The sequence below is a fragment of the Mycobacterium sp. 48b genome, assembly GCF_048282725.1.
Classification (GTDB): Bacteria; Actinomycetota; Actinomycetes; order Mycobacteriales; family Mycobacteriaceae; genus Mycobacterium.
Genome location: NZ_JBLVUL010000001.1, coordinates 4,333,601 through 4,352,773, shown reverse-complemented (window position 1 = coordinate 4,352,773; position 19,173 = coordinate 4,333,601). Strand labels below are relative to the sequence as shown.

The window sequence follows — 19,173 nt, the reverse complement described above, 5'->3', positions numbered from 1 at the left end:
GTTTACACATCGCACAGCCGCGCCATGAACGAGACGGGTGATGATTGGACACGAGAAGCTCCTGGGAACAACTCCGCAGGCAGGGTGAAGAGATTGATGTCCGATCCGGGAAATGTTGAGAGTACAAGGGTGCTGTGACCTGGGTACTTTCAACTAGTCGCGGACCGATCCGCTGGCGATTATTCCGCGAACACGTGAGAGTGTCGGGCGGAATCCGGAAAGACTTGAGAGTGTCGGGCCGTGGTCGGGATCCGCTAGCGTTTCTGCTGCGGAAAGTTCGGCTAACTCGCATGTTCGGTAACCGTTTGGCCCGGTCGTTGCGTGCCGTACCTGGAAGCTCCGGAGGTGATCGCGGCGGGCCGGCTCTACTGCCGGGTCACCAACGAGCACGTCGGTGAGGTCCGTCGGGTAGACCGCCGATCTGCAAGCCGTACCTGAAAGTTCAACCTGCACGGGAAGCAGCGGCCACGGTGATGCGGGCGGGCGTCGGAGGTCCGGTGCCCGGTGTCCAGGTTGGCGATGGAAGGCGACGAGATGCGGACAGCGCAACGTCGAGACTGAGGCCCTCGACTCATCAGGCGGGCAAGCGAGCTTGTCGTGTGCCAGACAACGGCAGGATTCGCCGATGAACTTTTTCTCTGCGGCACAGAATCTTTCGGTCCCGCCACGCCATTCCGTAATCGATTGGACCTAGCGGATACGGTAACGACATGACTGTTTCCGAATGCAACGACGAACTTGCTCCAGACGACGAACTGATGTCGGCCATTGACGAATTACTCCTCAATGCCGTCGTTGTCAGCGTCACCGGTGCGCATCTGCTAAACGAGACGTCGAGGATGCGCTGCGTAGAACCTGGCATCGACATCGAGGTGTTCGATTCAGAGCACGGGTGGAACGAGAGCGAAGGCTTGCAGCAGCCGCTCAAGGATGCGCACGAGCTAGCGTCCCTGTGCCTGCGTGGAGCCGGCGAAACTCTCTTCGCCTCGGCATCGGTCCTGAACAGCCCGTCGCAGTGGGCGGTGTCACCTGCGGTCCTCGCCCGAGCGACCGCGGTGTATTCGGCGAAAGCATTTCGCCTGAGCGACCCCGGCTTATCGGCATGGGACCGCTGCAGCCTGTCTCTGCATTTTTGGAAGACAGGCGTCGCGAATAAGGCTCATGGCCATATGAACTCCGAGACTGATGAGATTCAACGCTGGATCGATACGCATGGCCTAAAAAAGCCGAAGCAGACCAGCCAAGAAGACCAGTTGGTGGCGTCGATGTATGTCGAGGAGGAAAGAAACAGCAAGAAAGTCCACGGCCGGCGCCTGAGATTTCTGGAGGATGACAACTTCTATGCTCGCCTCTCGAACCTGGCACACGCGAATCCGGTGAATCTGTCCATTGCCGTGAAGTCCCCGGACTCCATACCGGAGTACGCGAAGGTGCGCGTTCTGTTCGATGCGATGTTTGGGTTGTACTGCGGATACAAGGCAGCTCAGCGCATCAACGAGTTACGCGGTTATCTGTAGGTCGGTTGCGGGTGTCCTCGACTGTCGCTGACGGTGATCGGGATGGTGTTTGCGACCGTGGGCGACATGCTTATCTGTAGTGCTGTACTCGATGATCTGCGCTCTGCGGGGCGGGTTTTGGCGGATCGGTGTGAATCGGGAATGCCGCGTGTGACTGTGGTTGAAATTTCTTAGCGCTGTCAGGTTGTGGCGGTGGCTGGTTGTGGTGTTGGTGTGGGGTGTGTTGTGGGTGTGGTGGGGCGTTGTGGCCACCAGCTGGCTTGGCGGAGCAGGGTGGCGATGGCTGGGACGGTGAGGGTGCGTACGAGGAAGGTGTCCAGCAGTAGTCCGCAGCCGATGATGAGTCCGGTTTGGATCATGATGGCTACCGATCCGATCATCAGGCCGAACATGCTGGCTGCGAAGATGAGGCCGGCGGAGGTGATGACTGAGCCGGTGGTGGCTACGGTGCGCAGCACGCCGACGCGGATGTTGTGGGTGGATTCTTCGCGGAGTCGGGATACGAGCAGCATGTTGTAGTCGGCGCCGACGGCGACGAGGATGATGAACGCTAGTAGTGGTACGGGCCAAGCGATTTGGTGGCCGAGGATCCATTGGAAGACGATGACTCCGATACCGAGTGAGGCCAGGTAGTTCAGCACGACGGTGCCCAGCAGATATAGCGGGGCGATCAGGGCGCGTAGCAGGGCGATGAGGATGAGTCCGACAATGACCAGGGTGGCGATGGCCAGTTGGGTGAAGTCGGATGAGAGCAGGCGTTGGATGTCGGAGTTGACGGCGGGGAATCCGGCGACCGAGACGGTGGCGTGGTCCAGGGAGGTGTTGGGGCGTGCGGTGTTGGCGACGTCGGTGATCTGGCGGGCCAGGTTCATCGCCTCGCCGCTGTAGGGGTCGGTGTTGGTGTCGATGGCGAAGCGGGCGGTTTTGCCGTCGGGTGAGAGGAAGTGTTTGGCGACGTCGGCGAATTGGCGGTTGTCGAAGGCTTCGGGGGGCAGGTAGAAGCCGGTGGCGGCATCGGATCCGGCGGTGGCGCGGGCGGAGTTTTGCAGTTGGGCCGCGATTTGACTCATCCCGGACAGCATTTGGATGTTGCTGTCGGCCAGGGTGTGCACGCCGGTGGCCAGGGCGCGTGCGCCGGAGGCCAGTTGGCTGATGCCGTGTTGGAGTCGGCCGATGTTGGCGGTCAGGTTTTCGGGGTTGCCGAGGGTTTTGAAGGCGTTGTTCATGGTGGCCACGGTGTGTTGCACTTCGGTGAGGGTGCCGGTGACGGTGGCGTTGGTGGCCGGGTTGTACTGGTCGCCCAGGGTGGCGAGTTGGGTGAAGAATCCGTTGTCGCGCAGGGTGGTCAGGATACTGACCTGGTCGCGGATCTGGGTGCATTGCGGGGTGGTGATACACCACGGTGAGGTGTTGAGTGCGGTGACGAGCGGGTCGAGGGCGGCGATGGCGGTCTGGGCGCGTTCGGCCAGGGGTCGGATGCCGGGGCCGGCTTGGATGGCGGTGTCGACCTCGGGTGCGGTGGCTGAGAGTTGTTGCAGCAGCGGGCCGAAGCGCTGCATGTTCTCACCGGCGGCGCCGGCTTGGGTGAGTACACCGCCCAGGGGGGTGAGCGCGGTGCGCACGGTGGTGTCGAGTTGGGCCAGGCCGTCGGCGAGTTGGTCGGCGCCGTGGGTGAGCTTGTCCAGGTCGGTGCGCCGGTCGTTGCCCTGGGCGACCGAGTCGGCCATCTTGTCGCCGATTTGTCCGTTCTGCCAGGACAGTTGGGCTTGGTCGAGGCGTTGCCCGGCCGGTCGGGTGATCCCGGAAACACGTGTCACGGCCGGGATTTGGGCGATGCGTGAGGCCATCTCGTCGAGGTCGGCCAGGCCTTTGCCGGTGCGCATGTCGGTCGGGTTTTCCACGACGAGGAATTCGGTGATGACGACGTCTTTGGGGAAATGGCGGTCCAGCAGCTGATAGCCCTGGTTGCTGGCGGTGGTGGGGGGTTGTCCTTGGCGGTCGTCGTAGCTGATGGTCATGGTCGCCGCGGCCGCTGACAGTGCCACCAGGATGGTCAGGCTGATGACCAGCAGCGGCACCGGGCGACGCACCACGGCCACGGCCACGCTGTTCCAGTAGCGGCGGGTGCGGTCGGGTTTGGGTTCGCCGATGCCGCGGGTGGCCGCCAGCGCCAGCACCGGCGGCAGCAGGGTCACGGTGGCGGCGAATCCGACTGCCACGGCGACCGCGCAGGCCGGACCGAGGCCGGCGAACACACTCAAGGTGGCGAACACCATGGCCAGAAAGGCCAGGGCCACGGTGCCCGCCGAGGCCAGGATGACTCGGCCGATGCTGGCGGTGGCCGCGATGACCGCCTGCTCGGCGGGCACCTGGGCGCGGCGTTGTTCGTGGTAGCGGCTGATCAGAAACACGGTGTAGTCGGTGCCGGCGCCGAGCAGGATCGCGGTCATGAACGCCACGGTGAACTGCGAGACCGGCATGCCGATTTCCCCCAGGGCAGAGAGCACCCCACGCCCGACGGCCAGGCTGATCCCGATCACCAGCAGCGGCAGCAGCGCGGTGAACACCGACCGGTACACGATCAGCAGGATCAGCGCGATCAGCCCGGCGGTGGCGATCGAAATGAACACCAGGTCGTGCTCGGCTGAGGCGATCTGATCGGCGAACGTGGCCGGTGGCCCTGTCACATAGGCCGTGGTGGACGTGTTGGCGAATGCCGTGTCGGTGAGATCGCGCACGGCTTGCACGGATTCGGCCGCGGTGGGATCACCGAGCGTGCCGGCCACCCCGACCGGCAGATACCAGGCCTTGCCGTCACCGCTGACCGCCTGGGTTCTGGTGACCGGGTCGGCCAGCAGATCCTGGACCAGCAGGACATGGTCGTGATCGGCGCGCAACCGCCCCACCAGATCCTGATAGCGCAGCTGATTATCGGGGGTCAGACCGGCCGGGTCTTGCATCGCGACGAACAGCATCGTCTTGGAGCCCTGCTCACCGAACGCCTCACTCATGCGGTCCACGGTCTGAAACGAGGGCACATCACGCGGGATCAGATCGACCGACTGTTGGCGCACCACCGTCTCCAGCTGCGGGAACAGCAGCGCCAGCACCACCGCGGCCGCGATCCATCCACCGATCACCAATGCCTTGTGGCCCACCGTGAACGCCGCGAGCCGACCCAACCGGGCGCTGTATTCCGAAGATCCGGACAGATCGACGCCGCGCCGGCCACGGGAAGGCCCAGCATCTCCGGTTCGATCGCCCATCCCCACGCCTCCCAAGAAACGAAACTATCGGTATCGCTACGATACTAATAGTCCCACACGAGGATCGGAAGGGCCGCGCCGACCTTTCGGGCCATGGTTGCGGCTGGGCGCGGTGGGGGGTGAATTAACTTGCGGTGTCCTCAGATTCGTCGTCGGGCAGGTCGTGGCGCACCACCCGCACCCGCCCGCGGGGCAGGCATGCCATGTAGCCGTGGCGTTTGCCGTAGAGCTCCCAGGAGGTCGCGGCCTCCTGGGGGGCGACATCGATGCGATGCCCGCGGGAAAAACCCAGGTGCAACCCGCCGCCCTCGTCGCACCACGCCCCCGTGCACACCGCGCCGGCCAGGTCCAGCAACGGACGCTGCTGGACCGAGACGTTGCCCGGGTCGATGAGGACCTGCTCTTCGGGATAAGACGATCCGATCGGCGGCAGGGTCAGCCGGATCGGGGTGGCGATCACCAATTCGTTGTAATCGTCGAGGTCGAGCACCAATCCGTCGCGCAACGAGACACGCTGAACGGTGCACCGCTCGATCCAGGGGGTATGCATGCCCGGCTCCCTTCGACACGTCGTTGTGTCGCTTTATGGTACTGGGAGTAGCGCAGCGATACTACTAGTATCGCTAAGTGGTGGTGTGGGTGCCGTGCACCAGCTGTCGGGTTGTGCGGTCGATGCGTTCGCGGGCCAGGTCCGCATCGATCCGGCCGCCGATGACGGCGATCAGGTTGGCCAGCCACACGTCGGCGATCAGGCTGGCCACGTCCCGGTCATGTGCGCTGGGTGTGGGCCCGCCCAGGGCGCGGGCCAGCATGTCCTCGATCACCGCGACAGCGTGCTCGATCGCGCTGGTGGCCTCGGTGTCGGCCACGACGAACGCACGCACCATCGCCTCGGTCAGGTGCGGGTTGGCCTGCCAGGCTGTGTGCAGGTGGGTGGTCAACCGCCCCAGCCGGGCCTGCGGCGCCAGTTCACCGGTACTCCAGACGAATTCGGTGTCGAGACGTTCGAATTCGCGGGCCAGCACCGTCACCAGCAGATGGCTTTTGGATCGGAAATGCCGATACAGCGAGCTGGCGGCAATGCCGGCCTGCGCGGCCACCGCACGCATCTGCACACCGTCAAAACCGTGTGCTGAGGCCACCGTCCACGCGGCATCCAGGATCGCCTCGCGACGCGCCCACACCGAGGCCGCCGGCCGGCGCGGGCGCCGCACCCGGTCCCGGGGTGCGGCGGTGGGCGCGCTCACCGCGACCCCGCGTCGGGGCCGGCGCCACCGTAGCGGGCCAGCTCGGCGAACAACTCCCCGAAACCGCTGATGTCACCGTGGGCGGCGAAATGGGCCGCATCCACCGTGATGAACACCGCCGAGGCGGTGAACCGGGTGACACCGTCCACGCCGACCCCCACCCCGTCCACATGCAACGCCCGGCCCTCGCGGGTGGCGATCCGCGCGGTCAGCCGATGCGTACATCCCAACGGCACCGGCTGCAGATAGTCCACCGTCAAACGGCGCGTCACCGCCGGGGTGGCCGCGATCCACAACGAAAACCCCAGCACGTCATCACAGGCCGCGGCGATCGCGCCACCGTGTGCGAGCCCCGGCGCACCGATATGACGCTCATCGAACACCAGATCAGCGAACACCTCATCGCCGCACCGAAACACCTCCAGCTGCAAACCGTGCGGATTGTCCGGCCCGCAGCCCATGCAGGTCGGCGTGTGTGACGGCAACCGCTGCGGCTGATCAGCACCCATCACGGCCTCCTCACACCCGGGCAGCCCCGCCACCGCGTCCCGACCCGGGACCGCCGGTACTAGCAGTTTCGCTGCGCTACTATCGGTACCATAACCGGGAGAGCGGGGGCAACGCACCGGCGATCGGAACACCAGGAGGTCAGGTGGGGACAGAACCCGCGGCGGCACCCGACGACGAGGACGACGTCGACCCGCGCCGCACCCGATCGCGCACCCGACTGCTCGACGCCGCGGCCAACCTGCTCAAAACCGGTGGGATCGAAGCCGTCACCATCGACGCGGTCACTAAAGCCTCCAAGGTCGCCCGCACCACCCTCTACCGCCACTTCAACAGTTCCTCACAACTGCTCGCGGCCACCTTCGAACGCCTTCTGCCCCAAGTCATCCCGCCCGCCCCGACCAGCGGCACCCTGCGTGAGCGGCTCATCGAACTGCTCTCGCGCCAAGCCGACCTGTTCGCCGAAGCGCCGCTGCACGTCACCACCTTGGCCTGGGCCGCGTTGGGCCCCACCGAAACGCACGACAGCGACAGCGATACCGGCCAACACGCCACCGCCAGCATGCTGCGCACCCGGGTGATCGAGCAGTACCGGCGGCCTTTCGACGAAATCCTGCACAGCCCCGAAACCTTCGACCAACTCGGCGAACTCGACATCGAACTGGCACTGTGCCAACTGGTCGGCCCCCTGGTCTTCGCCAGAATGACCGGCCTACGCGCCATCGGCCACCACGACTGCACCCGCATCGTCGACGACTTCATCACCGCGCAAACCACGCAGCGACCCGCACAACCAGCCAGCTAGGAGTTGGTGTCCGGGTGGGGTTTGCCGGCCAGTTGCCCGTGCAGGGTCGCGATGATGTGGTCGCGTTCGCGCAGTTGGGCTTTCAGGTCGGCGATCTGGGCGTCTCGTGCCTTCAGGCGGGTCCGTAGCGCGGTGATGATGCTGCTCTCGGTGTCGGTAGCCGGTGGTGGCGGTGGATCGGGGGCGGCGGCCAGCGGCTGGGTGGTGCGGATCTGTTCTCGCAGTTGGGGGCGGCGGTGGATGACGCTGCGTGACACTCCGGCGTGGCGGGCCAGGCTGCTGACGTTGATGTCGAGGCCCTGCTTGCGCATCTTCTTCAGGGCCCGATCGATACGGGCCTCGACGTCGGCGCTGCGTTTGCGGGCGCTGGCCTCAAGGGCGGTGAGGGAGGCGGGGGTGACGGTCATGCGGGTGTGTGAGGATCGGCTTTGCGCAGTGCTGAATCGTGCGCACCGCGGGTGGCCACAGGTTGCAGCGGGATGCGGTTGGCCGTCCCGGCCCCGGCGATCGCCTCCTGATGGGTGCGTTGATCTGCGGTCAGGCGGTCCAGGATGGCTTGCAGGGAATGCAATTCGCGCAGGCGTTGGGCGACCCATACGTTGTCATCGGTGAGTTCGCGGCCGGTGCGCTGGCGGTACTGCTGACGTCTGATCTCGACCAGCGCCGTGGTCTTGGCGTGCTGATCTTTGAGTTCGTCGAGGTGGGTGGCGTCGGTGGCGAAATGCCCGCACGACAGACAGGCGTTGCCCTTGTCGCAGGTTTTCAGTGGCGGCAGCAGGCACACCCCGTTGGGCAAGACCCGGTCGGTGCGCACTGAGAGCTGGGTCATGTCCAACATGTCAGACGGGCTGATTCCGATGTCGGTGCCGTGAGCGCCGATCTTCTTGTGTTTGAGGAACTCCGCTTCGGCGGTCGCGGCCAGTGTCGCGGCATAACGCATGGTCATCTCGGGGCTCTTGTGGCCCAGGTAGCGCTGGACGACGTGGATCGGCACGCCGTCGTTGAGCAGTTCGGTGGCCCGGGTGTGGCGCAGCCGATGCGTTTGGGTGAACCGCAACGGGTTTCCCGCAGCATCGCTGAGACCATGGATGGCATCGAGCTTGTCCAGGGAGGCCCGATACGTTGCATACGGGCGGGGCCGGCGCCCGGCCAGGTTTTGTTTGACCGCGATGAACAGGTATTTCGGGGTGAGGCTGGGGTGGGTGTCGGCGAGCCAGCGCTGTTGCTCGGCGATGACGTTGACCACGGCCTGCTCGACCAGGATGGTGGGGATGACCCCGTCGACTTTGGTCTGTTGGTAGCGCAGTTTGGCCACGAACACATCGGGGTCATCGGTGGCGGTGGGCCGCGCCGCGCCGGGGATCGCTTCGAGCGGGTGGTGATCGAGCATGAGAATTTCTGAGGCCCGCCGCCCAGTCAGTGCTTGCAGCAGCCAGATCCGGGCGGCCTGGGGGTCGCCGAGGCCTTTGATCAGCGACACGGTGCCATCGGGATGGGTCACCGACACCAGGGCGCCCCGTTGGGCGGCGAGCACGTCGAGGTAGGCCAGCATCTGCTGCAGTTCTCCAGTGGAGTACCAGGTCAATTCCCGGGTGCGGTGGGCGCGGCGGGTGCGAAACGCCGGCCCCCACAACCGGGTGTGCGCCGCGGACAGGTTCTCCCAACGCGCATCGCCGGTGGCTGCCGCGGCCTCGGGTGCATGGTCGAGCATGAACGTGTAGAAGCTCTGGATCTGAGATTGGCTGTCGCCGATCGCCGTGGCAGACAACGGCTTGTCAGGTCGGGCAGCCGCGGCTGGGGAGCGCAGGTATTCGTTGTAGGTAGTGAAAATCAGGCGTAGCTGCGCCGGGTCATCGGATAAGACGGGATCGGTGTAGCCACGCGCGATCACGAATTCACCGAAATGGCGCGCCATCTCGCGGGCACGATCGACTGCCGATGACCAGCGCAGCAACTCCGCATCCAGGCAGGTGCGCAGCCAAAACCGCACCCCTTCGCGCAGCCACGCTGGTTCGATCGCGCCGATGCGCACCGTCTTCTCGTGGCACGGTTCGTGTTCGCGTTGCGGGATCCGTGGATCGGCCCGCAGATCCCAGGTGTCATAGGCCCACCAGTCGATGGCGCTGGCCCGCACCGACACAAACAGGTGCAGATGCTCGATCAGGCCCACAATATTGCGGCGTGTGCCGCCGGCGGGCAGCCGCGCATTGCGCCGCTCGAACACCACGACCGCGTGGCGCACCATGTCGTTGACCGCCAGGTCGGTGATGCTCACCGGGTGGCGGCCGTGCGCACTGCGGTACTCGGCCGCGGCGGCGCTGATGGCCTGGGTGGCCCAGCGCAGCAGGGAATGCTCGATCTTGCGCAGCCCCTCGTGGTAGCACACCCACACCCACCAGGCGATCTCGTCGGCGAACCGCGCCGGTGTGGCCTGCGGGGTGAAGTCGTACACCCCAGCGGTCGCAGCGGGCGGCAGATCGTTCTTGCGGGACAGGAACACCCGATCTGCCGGGGGCAGATGCACCTGATAGGCCGGGCGGCGCCATTCGGCGGGTACCTGGGCCCACTGCGCCTGCCACGCCACCGCACCGAGGTCGCCTACCGGTGTGGTCAGGCGGCCCTCATTGCTGGCCATCGTGAAGTCCTTTCCATCCGGCGACATAGTTTTTCCACTCGGCCAGTGAACGCATCGCCGCGTCCTGGGTGACCCAGCCGTAGGTGGACAGAGTGGTCTGCACATCGGCGTGGCCCAGACGCCGCATCACCACATGCTCAGGCACCCCCGCCAGCAGCAACGCGGTGGCGTGAGTGTGGCGCAGCCAGTGCGGTGACCAATCCGGCGGCAGACTCCGATGCGCTGTGCGCAGCCCGCGCACCTTCTCGTAGATGTTCTCCTGGCGCATCGGCGAAAAACGCGGTCCCCGTTGCAGATTGACGAACACGAAATGATTCGACAGATCATCGACCACCTGGTCGGCGTTCATCGCGACCAACTGCCACACATACTCTGAATACAGTGCCTCCAGGTCATCACCGACATAGATCCGCCGCGGCCCGGTCTTGACCCGAGCACCATGGGGATGATCTTGGCGCTCCACAATGTCGATCCACGGGGTCGCACCGGCGCCGATATGAAAATCGTTGTGCCGCAGTGATAAGGCCTCGCCCAGACGCATTCCCGTTTCGGCCAGTACTGCGAAAAACAATCGGTTGCGCACCGCGGCGGCCCCGCCGGTCCAGTCCCCGTCGCGCTGCACCGAGCAGCCATCGAGGATCGTGGCCACCTGGGCAGGCGACAAGACAGGGGTAGCCGATCGCCGCGGGGTGCGCACCGGGTAGATCGGGTGCTCGCCGTCGCGGTGGGGCCCGACGCCGTCGAGGAACCCGACGTAGCGGTTGTGGCGCCGCCAGCTGCCCCGCTGAGTGACCAAACGCCGATAAGGCACCTCGGTGGTGCCGGCATCAGCGTGATAGCGATACATCGACAACACCGCAGCCGCCCGCGGCTGCAAAGAACTGGTCACCATCTTGGTCTCGGGGGCACCCAGGCGCGGTGTCCCGGGCAGATCCCCAGTCCGCAGATACTGCAAGTACTGCCCGAACAGGGTGGTGGGGAAGTCATCCCAGCGATGGCCGGTGTGCTCGAGCATCGTGAACCACCGCGCCAACCCCGCGGCGTAGCCACGCACCGTGTGCGGGGACGCGCCCCCCTCACGCAGAAACCTCAGATACTCCGCAGCCGGGGCCACCGGCAGATGATCGGCGCCAACGACCGTGTAGGTGACAGGCTGGTCGGCAAAGATCACCCGCTGCACTCGCGCCACCGGCCCCCCTTGTGTTCTAGCCGCGCCGGCTTCGCTGCCGCAACGGAATCACATTGCTGCCCGTACTGGGCGCCGATGACCCGGGTCCGACCGTCGCTCTGCCGCTGCCGGCGGCCACCCGCACCGCCGCCGCGCCCGGGGCGGCCCGCTGCCCGGCCATGAAGTCCTCCAGCAGATCCTGCGGCCACACCAAGTCATAGGGGGCCAGCATCGCCGCCGAACGCGCCGAAAACGCCATCTCCAGCCACTTGCTGATCAATCGTGGCCGCTCCACCTCACGGTCATTCCAGCCCGGCTCCACCCGACCCCACGTCGTATCGGTATCCGGATTGACCCGGGTGTAGAGCTGGCGGCGCAACGCCTCAAACCGCGCCCCAGTCAACAACTGCGAGGTATGCAGATGCTTGATCAACGCCCCCAGCGACACACCCCACTTTGCTTTCACCGGCAACAACTCCGCCAGCGACGGAGCCCGCGACACGTCCTTGGCCAGCACCGCCGCCGGCGCCAACAACTCCGAGGCGAACTGCGACGCCTGCTCCTCGCAGGCCTCGGTGACGCTGCCCGAGGCATGCAACACCAGATGACCCACCTCATGAGCCAGCGTCCAGCGGGTCCGTTCCCACGAATTCGATTGCCGCACAACGATCAACGGCCGGGTATTGAACTCCCCGACACGCACCGAATAACCCAAATGCTTGTCGATCTTGCCGGTGGAATCCCCGTCACCCAGGATCCGCCGTGACGAGGAGGTCAGCAAGCGGCGCACCACGACCACCACACCGCTGCGCTCGATCTCATGCGTCAGGTACTCGATCGGCTGATCGTGCTCCAACCCCCAACTGGCACGCACCGCCGCAGCGGCCTGGGTCACTGCGGTGTCGATCGGAAGTATCGGCAACTTCACCGCAGGTAACTGAGTGCGGCCATTGAGCTCGTCGAGAAACTCCCCAGCCAATGCCGCGAACTGCGCCAAATACTCCCGCTCGGTCGCCGTGATCGACCGCGGCGCACGGAACAACAGATCCGACTGGTGCACCCGCGACGTCGGAGCGGTGGTGAAAAATTTCGCCGGGAACCGCAACACCGCCACCAGCCGGTCGAAATCCTTGATCGGCAACGCCGTCGTGGTCGACTTCTCCAACCGGTTCAGCCGAGAATGCTTCCAGCCCAACGCTTCCATCACCGCAGTGGCAGTCATCGCGCGCATGACCCGGGCCTGGTTGACCCGCAACCCATACACGTCCACGGTCGTCGTCATTGCGACCTCGATTCAACAGCCACCCGCCGACATTCGCATCGACCCCCGACACCACGACCCCTTAAGCCGGCTCCTCGGGATCCTCGCCCGTCCCCAGCGCCGGCGGCTCGTACTCGCCGAAGTCGTCCCTGGGCCCCTGACCCTGCGCCGACGGAGTCACCAGCGGAGAGTCGGTGACTGGAGGCAGCGGCTCGGTTGCCAAAATCTGCACCCGCGACGCATTGTCCACATCCACCACGAACGCCAACACCGCCTCCGACAATCCCCACCCATCGTCGGTCGGCCACCACAGGGCGAAGATATCCGGTGTACCGGCCGGAGTCACAATCGGCGACGGAAACAACTGCGCCGGCTCGTCCTCGTCCAACAACATCTGCTCGTCGACCTGAGCCTTCGGCGGCCGCAGCACCCGAAGATCGCCGCCCGTCGGATGCGTCACCACCCGAACTCGCTCCCCGTGCAACACCTTCGACGGCCACCGTCGCGCACGAAAATCCATCCCCCGCGAATCGGCGATCTGCACCGACAACCCACTGCCACGAGAAGTCAACAACGTGTCCCCAGGGATCGGCTTGCGAAGCTCGCGCATCCTCAACACCATCTGGCGCACACACGTACAAAACGCCTGACCATGAATATCCAACGGATCCTCGAACAACGGCTGCCACATCTGGCCAACCTTGGGGATCACCACCTCCAAGTCGTAACGCAGAGTCGCCAACGACGGCCCATGATCCGACACCGCCTTGCGCAACCGCTCTTGTAGGTTCACACGGCGAATTTCGCACACAAAAACAGAGAGCGCAAGCAACACGCCGCATCGGCGTGGCGAGAGGGTTGATATTGCTACGCACACTCTTAGAGTACATGTACCCGACGATAAATACGCAGTTCAACACGCATTGTGCGCCCACATTGTGTAGTTAACTACTGATAAGCGGTGTGGGCCGACAGAGCCCCTCGACGAAATGTACGACTCGATCGTGACGCTGGTGGATGCAGGACGCATAGCCCGGGAATCGGTGGATCTCAAGTACAACCGCCGTTTCCACTGGTAGGCGTAGGCACGGCCGCCTCGACGGCGAAGATCTGCTCCAAATTCCCTGCTACCAGGACGACTAACGCGAAGCACGCACCACGGGTGCGCCTGCGGGCTCGGCCAAAGGCCGAGCCCGCACAAGGCACGTTTAGTCGAACCAGACGTTCGGGAGGCTCAGCGCGGCAGAGGAGGTTGATCCTCTAGCGCGACCTGGGCCAACAGTGCATGGGCGACTCCCATCGTGGCGCGCGCTTGCGCGTAGCCTATGAGCTCTGCGGGTGAAAGTGTCCCGATATCAACATTATTGAAAGCCGTCCAGGCCCTGGAGAGGTCGTCTTCAGCCTCAGTGCGGTGGGTGTGGAAGCCTCTGCTGTCTGCCATGGCCTTACCGTATCGGTCTTGACAGGTGTCTGGGATGATGACGGCACGGCGGTGCTGCGACCTGATCGCTCGACTCGTCTTGGACGGGTCAGGCTGGACTATTCCGCGTTGACGTGAGGGTGCCGGACGGAGGTGGTTTCGATTGAAGCCCAGTGGTCGTCGGTGAGCAGGCGTCGGTGGCAATGCCGTGATTCGAGCTACTGTTCATTGTGCGCGAGTACCCGTGCTCCCGCCCGTTGGCAGGCTTAACGTCATGCGTTGAACGCCTCAGGTGCTTCTTGGCTTCGGTGGCCATTGTTGCGGGTCAACAACGGGCGGCATGCTGTCGGGGTCGGAGTCCCAGTCGAAACTCGTGCCGTTCCAGTGCCCGGGGTTTGCGAACGAGACTGTTCCGTCTCCGTGGAAACTTGAGCCGTCGAACGTAGTCTGACCATCATGGTCGGCTAGGAATACCCCTTCGCGGAAAGTTATCCGCGCGTGGTTAGTAGTAACGAACGTCGCTTCTGTGAATCGGATGCGACCGCGGTCTGCACGAAACACCGCGTGGTCAAACGTAATCCCTTCGTTGCTGTTGGCGGCAAATGTGGCCCACATGAAGGTAATGCAATCGGGCAGCTGTCCGTCGGTGAATACTTGCCGGGCTGGGTTCGTTGCCGTGAAGTGGGCAGCTTCGAAACTGATCGCTCCGGCGCCGTCCGTGCTGAACGTCGATTGAATAAACGATAGTCCGCCGTCGCGCCGCGAGTCGAAATGAGCGGAATGAAAGGATATGCGCCCTTCTTCGCGCGCCAGGAATGTCACGCCTTCGAAGCTGATACCCAGTATCGCGTCCGCAGTAAAGGTTGCGTCAGCGAAGTTCGTCCAGTCCCTGCTTCCCGTTGCGGTGAACGTCGCGCCGTCGAATGTTATTGCGTCTTCGGCCGATCCGTTGAAGGCCGTTCCCTCGAATCCGACGTATCCGGTGAAACTTGCCCCGGAGAAGTCGGCCGACGTTATACGGGCGCCGCTCAAATCGAGGTCGTGCAGGTGGGCACCTGAAAGGTTGATCGCACATGCTGACCAGTTAGGCGATGCATCAGGTTGTAGGTGCTGCCGGAGTACCGACGAAATTGTCTCGCGGACGACGCGTTCCTCTGCGATGTCTGCGTTGTCGTCCAACGGATCCCACGGTCGTCGTAGATAGGAGCATAAGACGTCGACGCATGCCTGGATCTGGCGGCTCGAAGGGTCGATTGCATGCCAGTCGTCTGCCAGTGCCGCCAAGGAGTGAGCTCCAGCGTGTCGGCTCATGACGGTTGCGCTGTCGAGTTGCGTTGTAGCCGTAGTGAATCGAGCGTGCAGGTCGCGTCTAACTTCTTGTGCTCGCTCGTCTCGATACCGTAGCTGCTCAGCGTCGTGACGTTCCTTTTCGGCGGAACGTGTGTAGTGGCCGCTGTAGTAGGCCAAGACACCAGCGGTGATAGCACCGAAACCGGCCGCCAACGTTGCGTACGGTTGGGCCGCGTGTTGCCAAAAGGCCGCCCAGTTCGGTGACCCGTGGGCTAACACGACGTATGCGGCCGGAGGTAAGCCCACACATGTGGCCGCACCGGCGGCGAGTGCGCTGAGCGTGCGGCCAAGACCAAGATGTCTGCGGACTGGCGCTCGGCGGTGAGGCAGATCAGACATGGTGGCCGGGCGTTCGGAGTTTGGTGGGAGTCGGCATCAGCTGCAATCCTTCTCGCGAGATCTTGGGCCATCACATCACAGCGTCGTGGGTCGCAGCACACGTACCTGCGGGCGACTTTCGTCGGATTGCCCTTGCCCGACGCGCAGGATGCCCGAGATTGCGACGGTGGCGTTTTGGATGCGCAAATCGGTTGATGACCGTGTGGTCAGCGTTCAGTTGGGTCGGCGTAGTCGGGCTGTGCGGTGGTTGTTGCCCTAGCCACGCAGGCGGCGTGCCTGGCTACCGCTGGGGGCTCTGGCGCTGCTGGCATCGTTGTCCACAGTCTGGTCGACCCGAGCGACTACTGTCTGTCACGTGCAGCCCTACGAAGCGATCACCCTGGTCGAGCGGGTGCTTCGCGATCTCATACGGGAAGTGATGGCAGAGGGCTGGCGGGACGATCCAGCGGTCAGGATTGACCGCCTCGAGGACAAGCTGGCCGCTGAAATGGCCAAGCGGCGGGGGACCATCGCGTCGAGCGACCTAATCGAGTACCTGGAGTTCCACCAACTCAGAGAGATCATCGGTCGCGATCAGAATTGGGCGAGGTTCGAGCCGATCCTCGGTAAGAAGAAGTACTTCGAAACCTACATGGATCGCCTAGAGGGTTTCCGCAATCCAACGATGCATGGGCGACAACTGTACCCATTCGAACAATCACTCGTGGTGGGGATCGTTGGAGAGATCACCAATCAAGTGACAATCTGGCGCAGCGAACAAGGACCAGACTTGAAGTACTATCCCGAAATCGTCTCTGTCACCGATTCTTTTGGACGCCAGCCCCGCAATGGGACGCCAGCAGAGTTGTGCGTGCGCCCTGGGGACTGCATCACGTTCAAGTGCATCGGCTCAGACCCGCACGGCCGGCTGCTCAGATGGGACCTTCGGGTGAAAAGCCGGGGCGGGTCGATGGTCACAGAAGACGGCCGCAAGGGCGAGGAAGTCACTCTCAGTTGGACGGTGCACCCGAATCAGATCCAAGAGGGCGCCGACGTATGGATCACGCTCGAAAGCGATAGTCAGTATCACCGGCACGGTGAGTTCGATGACCGCTTCCATCTTGCGTATCACGTGCTGCCACCCTTAGACGCAGACCTAGGATCACCGGGCGAGTAAGCGCACAACCGATGCCGGTGCGCTACTGCCCGAGCCCGGGCTCGGGCAGTAGTTCTGCCCCCCGATCGGGACCGAGGCGTACCAGTGGCTCTGGATAACGTCGAGCGACCGAGCACGAACACACCAGTGGCTCGCTGAGGTCAACAGGTCCATCGTGGACTCGCATCAGCACTCAGGAGATGACCGGGCAGCGTGAGCTGATCCAGCCGACCACCGGTCACGGGGGAGTCGCGCTGGGATCAGGTGCTCACGAACTGACCGCCTCCCCAATACGAGATGGGCAAGCCGAAGTGCTTGCTCATCGAGGGTGATGATGGCCATCGGTGACGGCAGAGAGCTGACCGGTACGCGTCACCGCTGAACTGGTGCCGCCGGAGGCCCCACATGCACTGCGCCGAGATCATCGGCCCCGGTCATGTTGCTGCCGGCGGCGCTATTCAACGTCGCTCGCCGCATCCCAAACCCCTGCACTCATCACCACCCGGCGTTGCCGTCAACCAGACCGCTCAGATCGCTAGGGCTCGTCAACAGCAGCGACAACTCCCACCGCACCAAATCGATGGCCATCACCACCTGCGGGTCATCTGGATCAAATCCCTCGTCCACCAGCGCTTGGCGATCCTCGGCATCCACATCCAGTTAGACGCCCAGCCCCTCGATCCGGTTCCCATCCCACAACCCCCACTCGGCGATCCCGGGTCGATCCACCGCGCTGCCGAACCCCGAACCCAGATCATCGAGTAGGGCACACCGGATAAGCGTGTCGCTCACCGTCGCAGACCCAACCCCTATCCCCGTGAGCGATCGTCGAGAACACCCCCGCACTGGGCTACAGACAGTTCCAGCCGTGCGGCTCACCACGAAACCGAGGAACATTGGCGGCGCCACACTCTTGTCGCACAGCTTCATGCCTCGCCGCAGCGCTACGCGGCGTTGAATGCGTCCTTCAGGTTGCCGCGGTCGAGTGTGCGCCTGACGCTGAATGCCGCTGCCACAACTGATGTGGGCACAGATTCTCGGCCTGCACGTTCTCAGGTACGTGCGGATCAAACACAACGAGGTCCGTCTACTGGGTCGAAGGTCGCAGCCCACTGTGCTGGTGGTTACCGCTGGCCGTTGTGCGGAGGGATGCCCGCCGGGGTGGGTGGTGGAAGTCGGCTGGTTGCGTCGAGAAACGCGCGCACGCCGGTGAGTTGGTCGAGGTAGAGGCGGATCCAGGGGTCTTCGGGTGTGCGGTGTGCGTGTGGTTCGGCGGTGCCGGTCACCAGGCGCAGTACGCGGGTGTAGAGGCCGTGCACTGCGGTGCGCTCGTGGGCGATCCAGTCCTGTGGTTCGTCGGTGACGCCGTGGCCGTCGCGGGTCCACGTCAGCGGCATTGCGTGCTGGAGCGCGCCGTATTCTTTGACCCACACGAGCCCGGCCCGTACCTGGTTGGGTGAGAGTCCGGTCGCTTTGGTCAGCTGTGCGGTGGACAGCCGGCCTGGCTTGGCGGCGATGAGCGCTTCCAGAACCCGTTCCCCCGAAATATGCCTGGGTAACCGGCTGGCCATGGTCCTACGCCTCGGTGAGTAGGCGTGCGAGTGCTTCGTCCAGACTGACGTCGCCGGTGTCGACTGCGGTTTCGATCCAGTCTGCGGTGCTGCGCACCCGAGCGATATTGGTGTGCACCGTTTCTCGTTCCTCGACGGTGAACGTGTGACCTCGAAGATGCGGCACCGCGCGGCCGGCGGAAGCGACGAATTGGGCGCACATCGCGATCAGTTCGATGTATTGAGCGCTGTGTTCGATCCGGGGTATCGCTGGGGTGCGCTGGCGGGCGCAGACGATGGCTTGGCGGGATTGCTCGACTTGGGCGGTGTTGACCGCGTGCCGAGCGGTGCGGTCGGCCATCGCGTGGAACGCCACACTGGGCCGGTTCAGGAAGTTCTTGGTGGCTTCGGTGGCGATGCTGTCGTCGTTGGCCAGCTCGTGGATGCGGTCGAGTTTCTCCTGCCGGGTTTTGGGGATCGGTGATTTCCAGCCCGCGGCGCGGCACGCGGTGTCCACTGTCCACCGATCGTGGCCGGTGTCGTCTGCCGGTGGCCGGTGAATCACGTCGAACCGGTCGTCCAGGCCGGCCAGGATCTTGTGAATGTAGTGCGAAATGCCTTTTACTCGTTCGGATTTCGGCCAGCGCGAGGACACCCATCGGTAAGTGTCGAGGGTCTTGACCGGCATGCCCAGGTCTTCGGAGAACCGCGCAAGGCCGTATCCCACGCTCATCAGCGGTTCGGCGGCGTGTTCGCCGCCGCGGGGTTGCATGGGTGCCACTTTCAGCGCGAGGTCTCCCAGGCCGAATTGGGCGTGGGCCTGCTGCTCAACCAGCGTGCGTCCCTCGCGCACCAATGTCTTGTAATGACGCTCGCTGACGTTTCCCACCATGGTCGGCATCGACATCATCTCCTCGCCATGCCCGACCTCGCACGCCGCTGCCGATCGCGACGGCAATACCGTCTTGTCGTG

17 protein-coding genes are annotated in these 19,173 nt (G+C 64.3%); 3 read left to right on the top strand and 14 right to left on the bottom strand.

What is annotated here, in order from left to right:
• Positions 1-710 precede the first annotated feature (710 nt).
• On the top strand, positions 711-1,517 hold the full coding sequence (locus ACNQR1_RS21480) for a hypothetical protein (protein ID WP_418047748.1): 807 nt from the start codon (positions 711-713) through the stop codon (positions 1,515-1,517).
• A gap of 179 nt (positions 1,518-1,696) precedes the next feature.
• Here the strand turns inward: ACNQR1_RS21480 and ACNQR1_RS21475 are convergent, their stop codons facing one another.
• From ACNQR1_RS21475 to ACNQR1_RS21460, 4 genes are all read right to left on the bottom strand, one after another.
• A complete protein-coding gene (locus ACNQR1_RS21475) occupies positions 1,697-4,783 on the bottom strand; it encodes an RND family transporter (protein WP_003882619.1) in 3,087 nt (1,028 codons plus the stop codon).
• A 124-nt stretch (positions 4,784-4,907) separates the two neighbouring features.
• Positions 4,908-5,333 (bottom strand): DUF6188 family protein, encoded by a 426-nt coding sequence (locus ACNQR1_RS21470; protein WP_003882618.1) that lies wholly within the window; start codon positions 5,331-5,333, stop codon positions 4,908-4,910.
• 73 nt (positions 5,334-5,406) lie between these two features.
• Entirely contained in the window at positions 5,407-5,967 is a 561-nt protein-coding gene (locus ACNQR1_RS21465) for a TetR family transcriptional regulator (RefSeq protein WP_079710224.1), read from the bottom strand.
• A gap of 59 nt (positions 5,968-6,026) precedes the next feature.
• Complete coding sequence (locus ACNQR1_RS21460; RefSeq protein ID WP_003882616.1) at positions 6,027-6,539, bottom strand: PaaI family thioesterase; 513 nt, start codon at positions 6,537-6,539, stop codon at positions 6,027-6,029.
• A 143-nt stretch (positions 6,540-6,682) separates the two neighbouring features.
• On the opposite strand from ACNQR1_RS21460, the gene ACNQR1_RS21455 reads away from it, so the two are divergent.
• On the top strand, positions 6,683-7,342 hold the full coding sequence (locus tag ACNQR1_RS21455) for a TetR/AcrR family transcriptional regulator (RefSeq protein WP_003882615.1): 660 nt from the start codon (positions 6,683-6,685) through the stop codon (positions 7,340-7,342).
• Here ACNQR1_RS21455 and ACNQR1_RS21450 read toward each other — a convergent pair.
• From ACNQR1_RS21450 to ACNQR1_RS21425, 6 genes are all read right to left on the bottom strand, one after another.
• The gene (locus tag ACNQR1_RS21450; protein WP_003882614.1) at positions 7,339-7,749 is read right to left on the bottom strand and encodes a DUF6262 family protein; all 411 of its coding nucleotides are present in this window, start codon (positions 7,747-7,749) and stop codon (positions 7,339-7,341) included. The genes ACNQR1_RS21455 and ACNQR1_RS21450 overlap by 4 nt on opposite strands.
• Positions 7,746-9,977: a tyrosine-type recombinase/integrase gene (locus ACNQR1_RS21445; RefSeq protein ID WP_003882613.1), complete on the bottom strand. Its 2,232-nt coding sequence runs from the start codon at positions 9,975-9,977 to the stop codon at positions 7,746-7,748. Before ACNQR1_RS21445 ends, ACNQR1_RS21450 begins: the two co-directional genes overlap by 4 nt.
• Positions 9,964-11,166, bottom strand: coding sequence for a tyrosine-type recombinase/integrase (locus ACNQR1_RS21440; protein WP_021269098.1), 1,203 nt, complete (start codon positions 11,164-11,166; stop codon positions 9,964-9,966). Before ACNQR1_RS21440 ends, ACNQR1_RS21445 begins: the two co-directional genes overlap by 14 nt.
• 16 nt (positions 11,167-11,182) lie before the next feature.
• Positions 11,183-12,427: an ImmA/IrrE family metallo-endopeptidase gene (locus ACNQR1_RS21435; RefSeq protein WP_003882611.1), complete on the bottom strand. Its 1,245-nt coding sequence runs from the start codon at positions 12,425-12,427 to the stop codon at positions 11,183-11,185.
• Positions 12,428-12,488: 61 nt separating this feature from the next.
• Positions 12,489-13,199, bottom strand: coding sequence for a hypothetical protein (locus ACNQR1_RS21430; protein ID WP_003882610.1), 711 nt, complete (start codon positions 13,197-13,199; stop codon positions 12,489-12,491).
• 915 nt (positions 13,200-14,114) lie between these two features.
• Positions 14,115-15,005 (bottom strand): pentapeptide repeat-containing protein, encoded by an 891-nt coding sequence (locus ACNQR1_RS21425; protein ID WP_161494442.1) that lies wholly within the window; start codon positions 15,003-15,005, stop codon positions 14,115-14,117.
• An 865-nt stretch (positions 15,006-15,870) separates the two neighbouring features.
• Between ACNQR1_RS21425 and ACNQR1_RS21420 the strand changes: the two genes are divergently transcribed.
• Positions 15,871-16,671, top strand: a complete 801-nt coding sequence (locus ACNQR1_RS21420) for a hypothetical protein (RefSeq protein ID WP_019347193.1) — start codon at positions 15,871-15,873, stop codon at positions 16,669-16,671.
• A 474-nt stretch (positions 16,672-17,145) separates the two neighbouring features.
• On the opposite strand, the gene ACNQR1_RS21415 is transcribed toward ACNQR1_RS21420, so the two are convergent.
• The 4 genes from ACNQR1_RS21415 to ACNQR1_RS21400 all read right to left on the bottom strand — a co-directional run bounded on the left by ACNQR1_RS21415 (position 17,146) and on the right by ACNQR1_RS21400 (position 19,101).
• Complete coding sequence (locus tag ACNQR1_RS21415) at positions 17,146-17,277, bottom strand: hypothetical protein (protein ID WP_264010420.1); 132 nt, start codon at positions 17,275-17,277, stop codon at positions 17,146-17,148.
• A gap of 33 nt (positions 17,278-17,310) precedes the next feature.
• Positions 17,311-17,442 carry a hypothetical protein gene (locus tag ACNQR1_RS21410; protein WP_019347191.1) on the bottom strand — a complete coding sequence of 44 codons (132 nt, stop codon included), beginning with the start codon at positions 17,440-17,442 and terminating at the stop codon, positions 17,311-17,313.
• Between the two features lie 332 nt (positions 17,443-17,774).
• A complete protein-coding gene (locus tag ACNQR1_RS21405; protein ID WP_019347190.1) occupies positions 17,775-18,221 on the bottom strand; it encodes a hypothetical protein in 447 nt (148 codons plus the stop codon).
• Positions 18,222-18,225: 4 nt separating this feature from the next.
• Positions 18,226-19,101, bottom strand: coding sequence for a DUF6192 family protein (locus tag ACNQR1_RS21400; protein ID WP_043369900.1), 876 nt, complete (start codon positions 19,099-19,101; stop codon positions 18,226-18,228).
• Between the last annotated feature and the right edge of the window lie 72 nt (positions 19,102-19,173).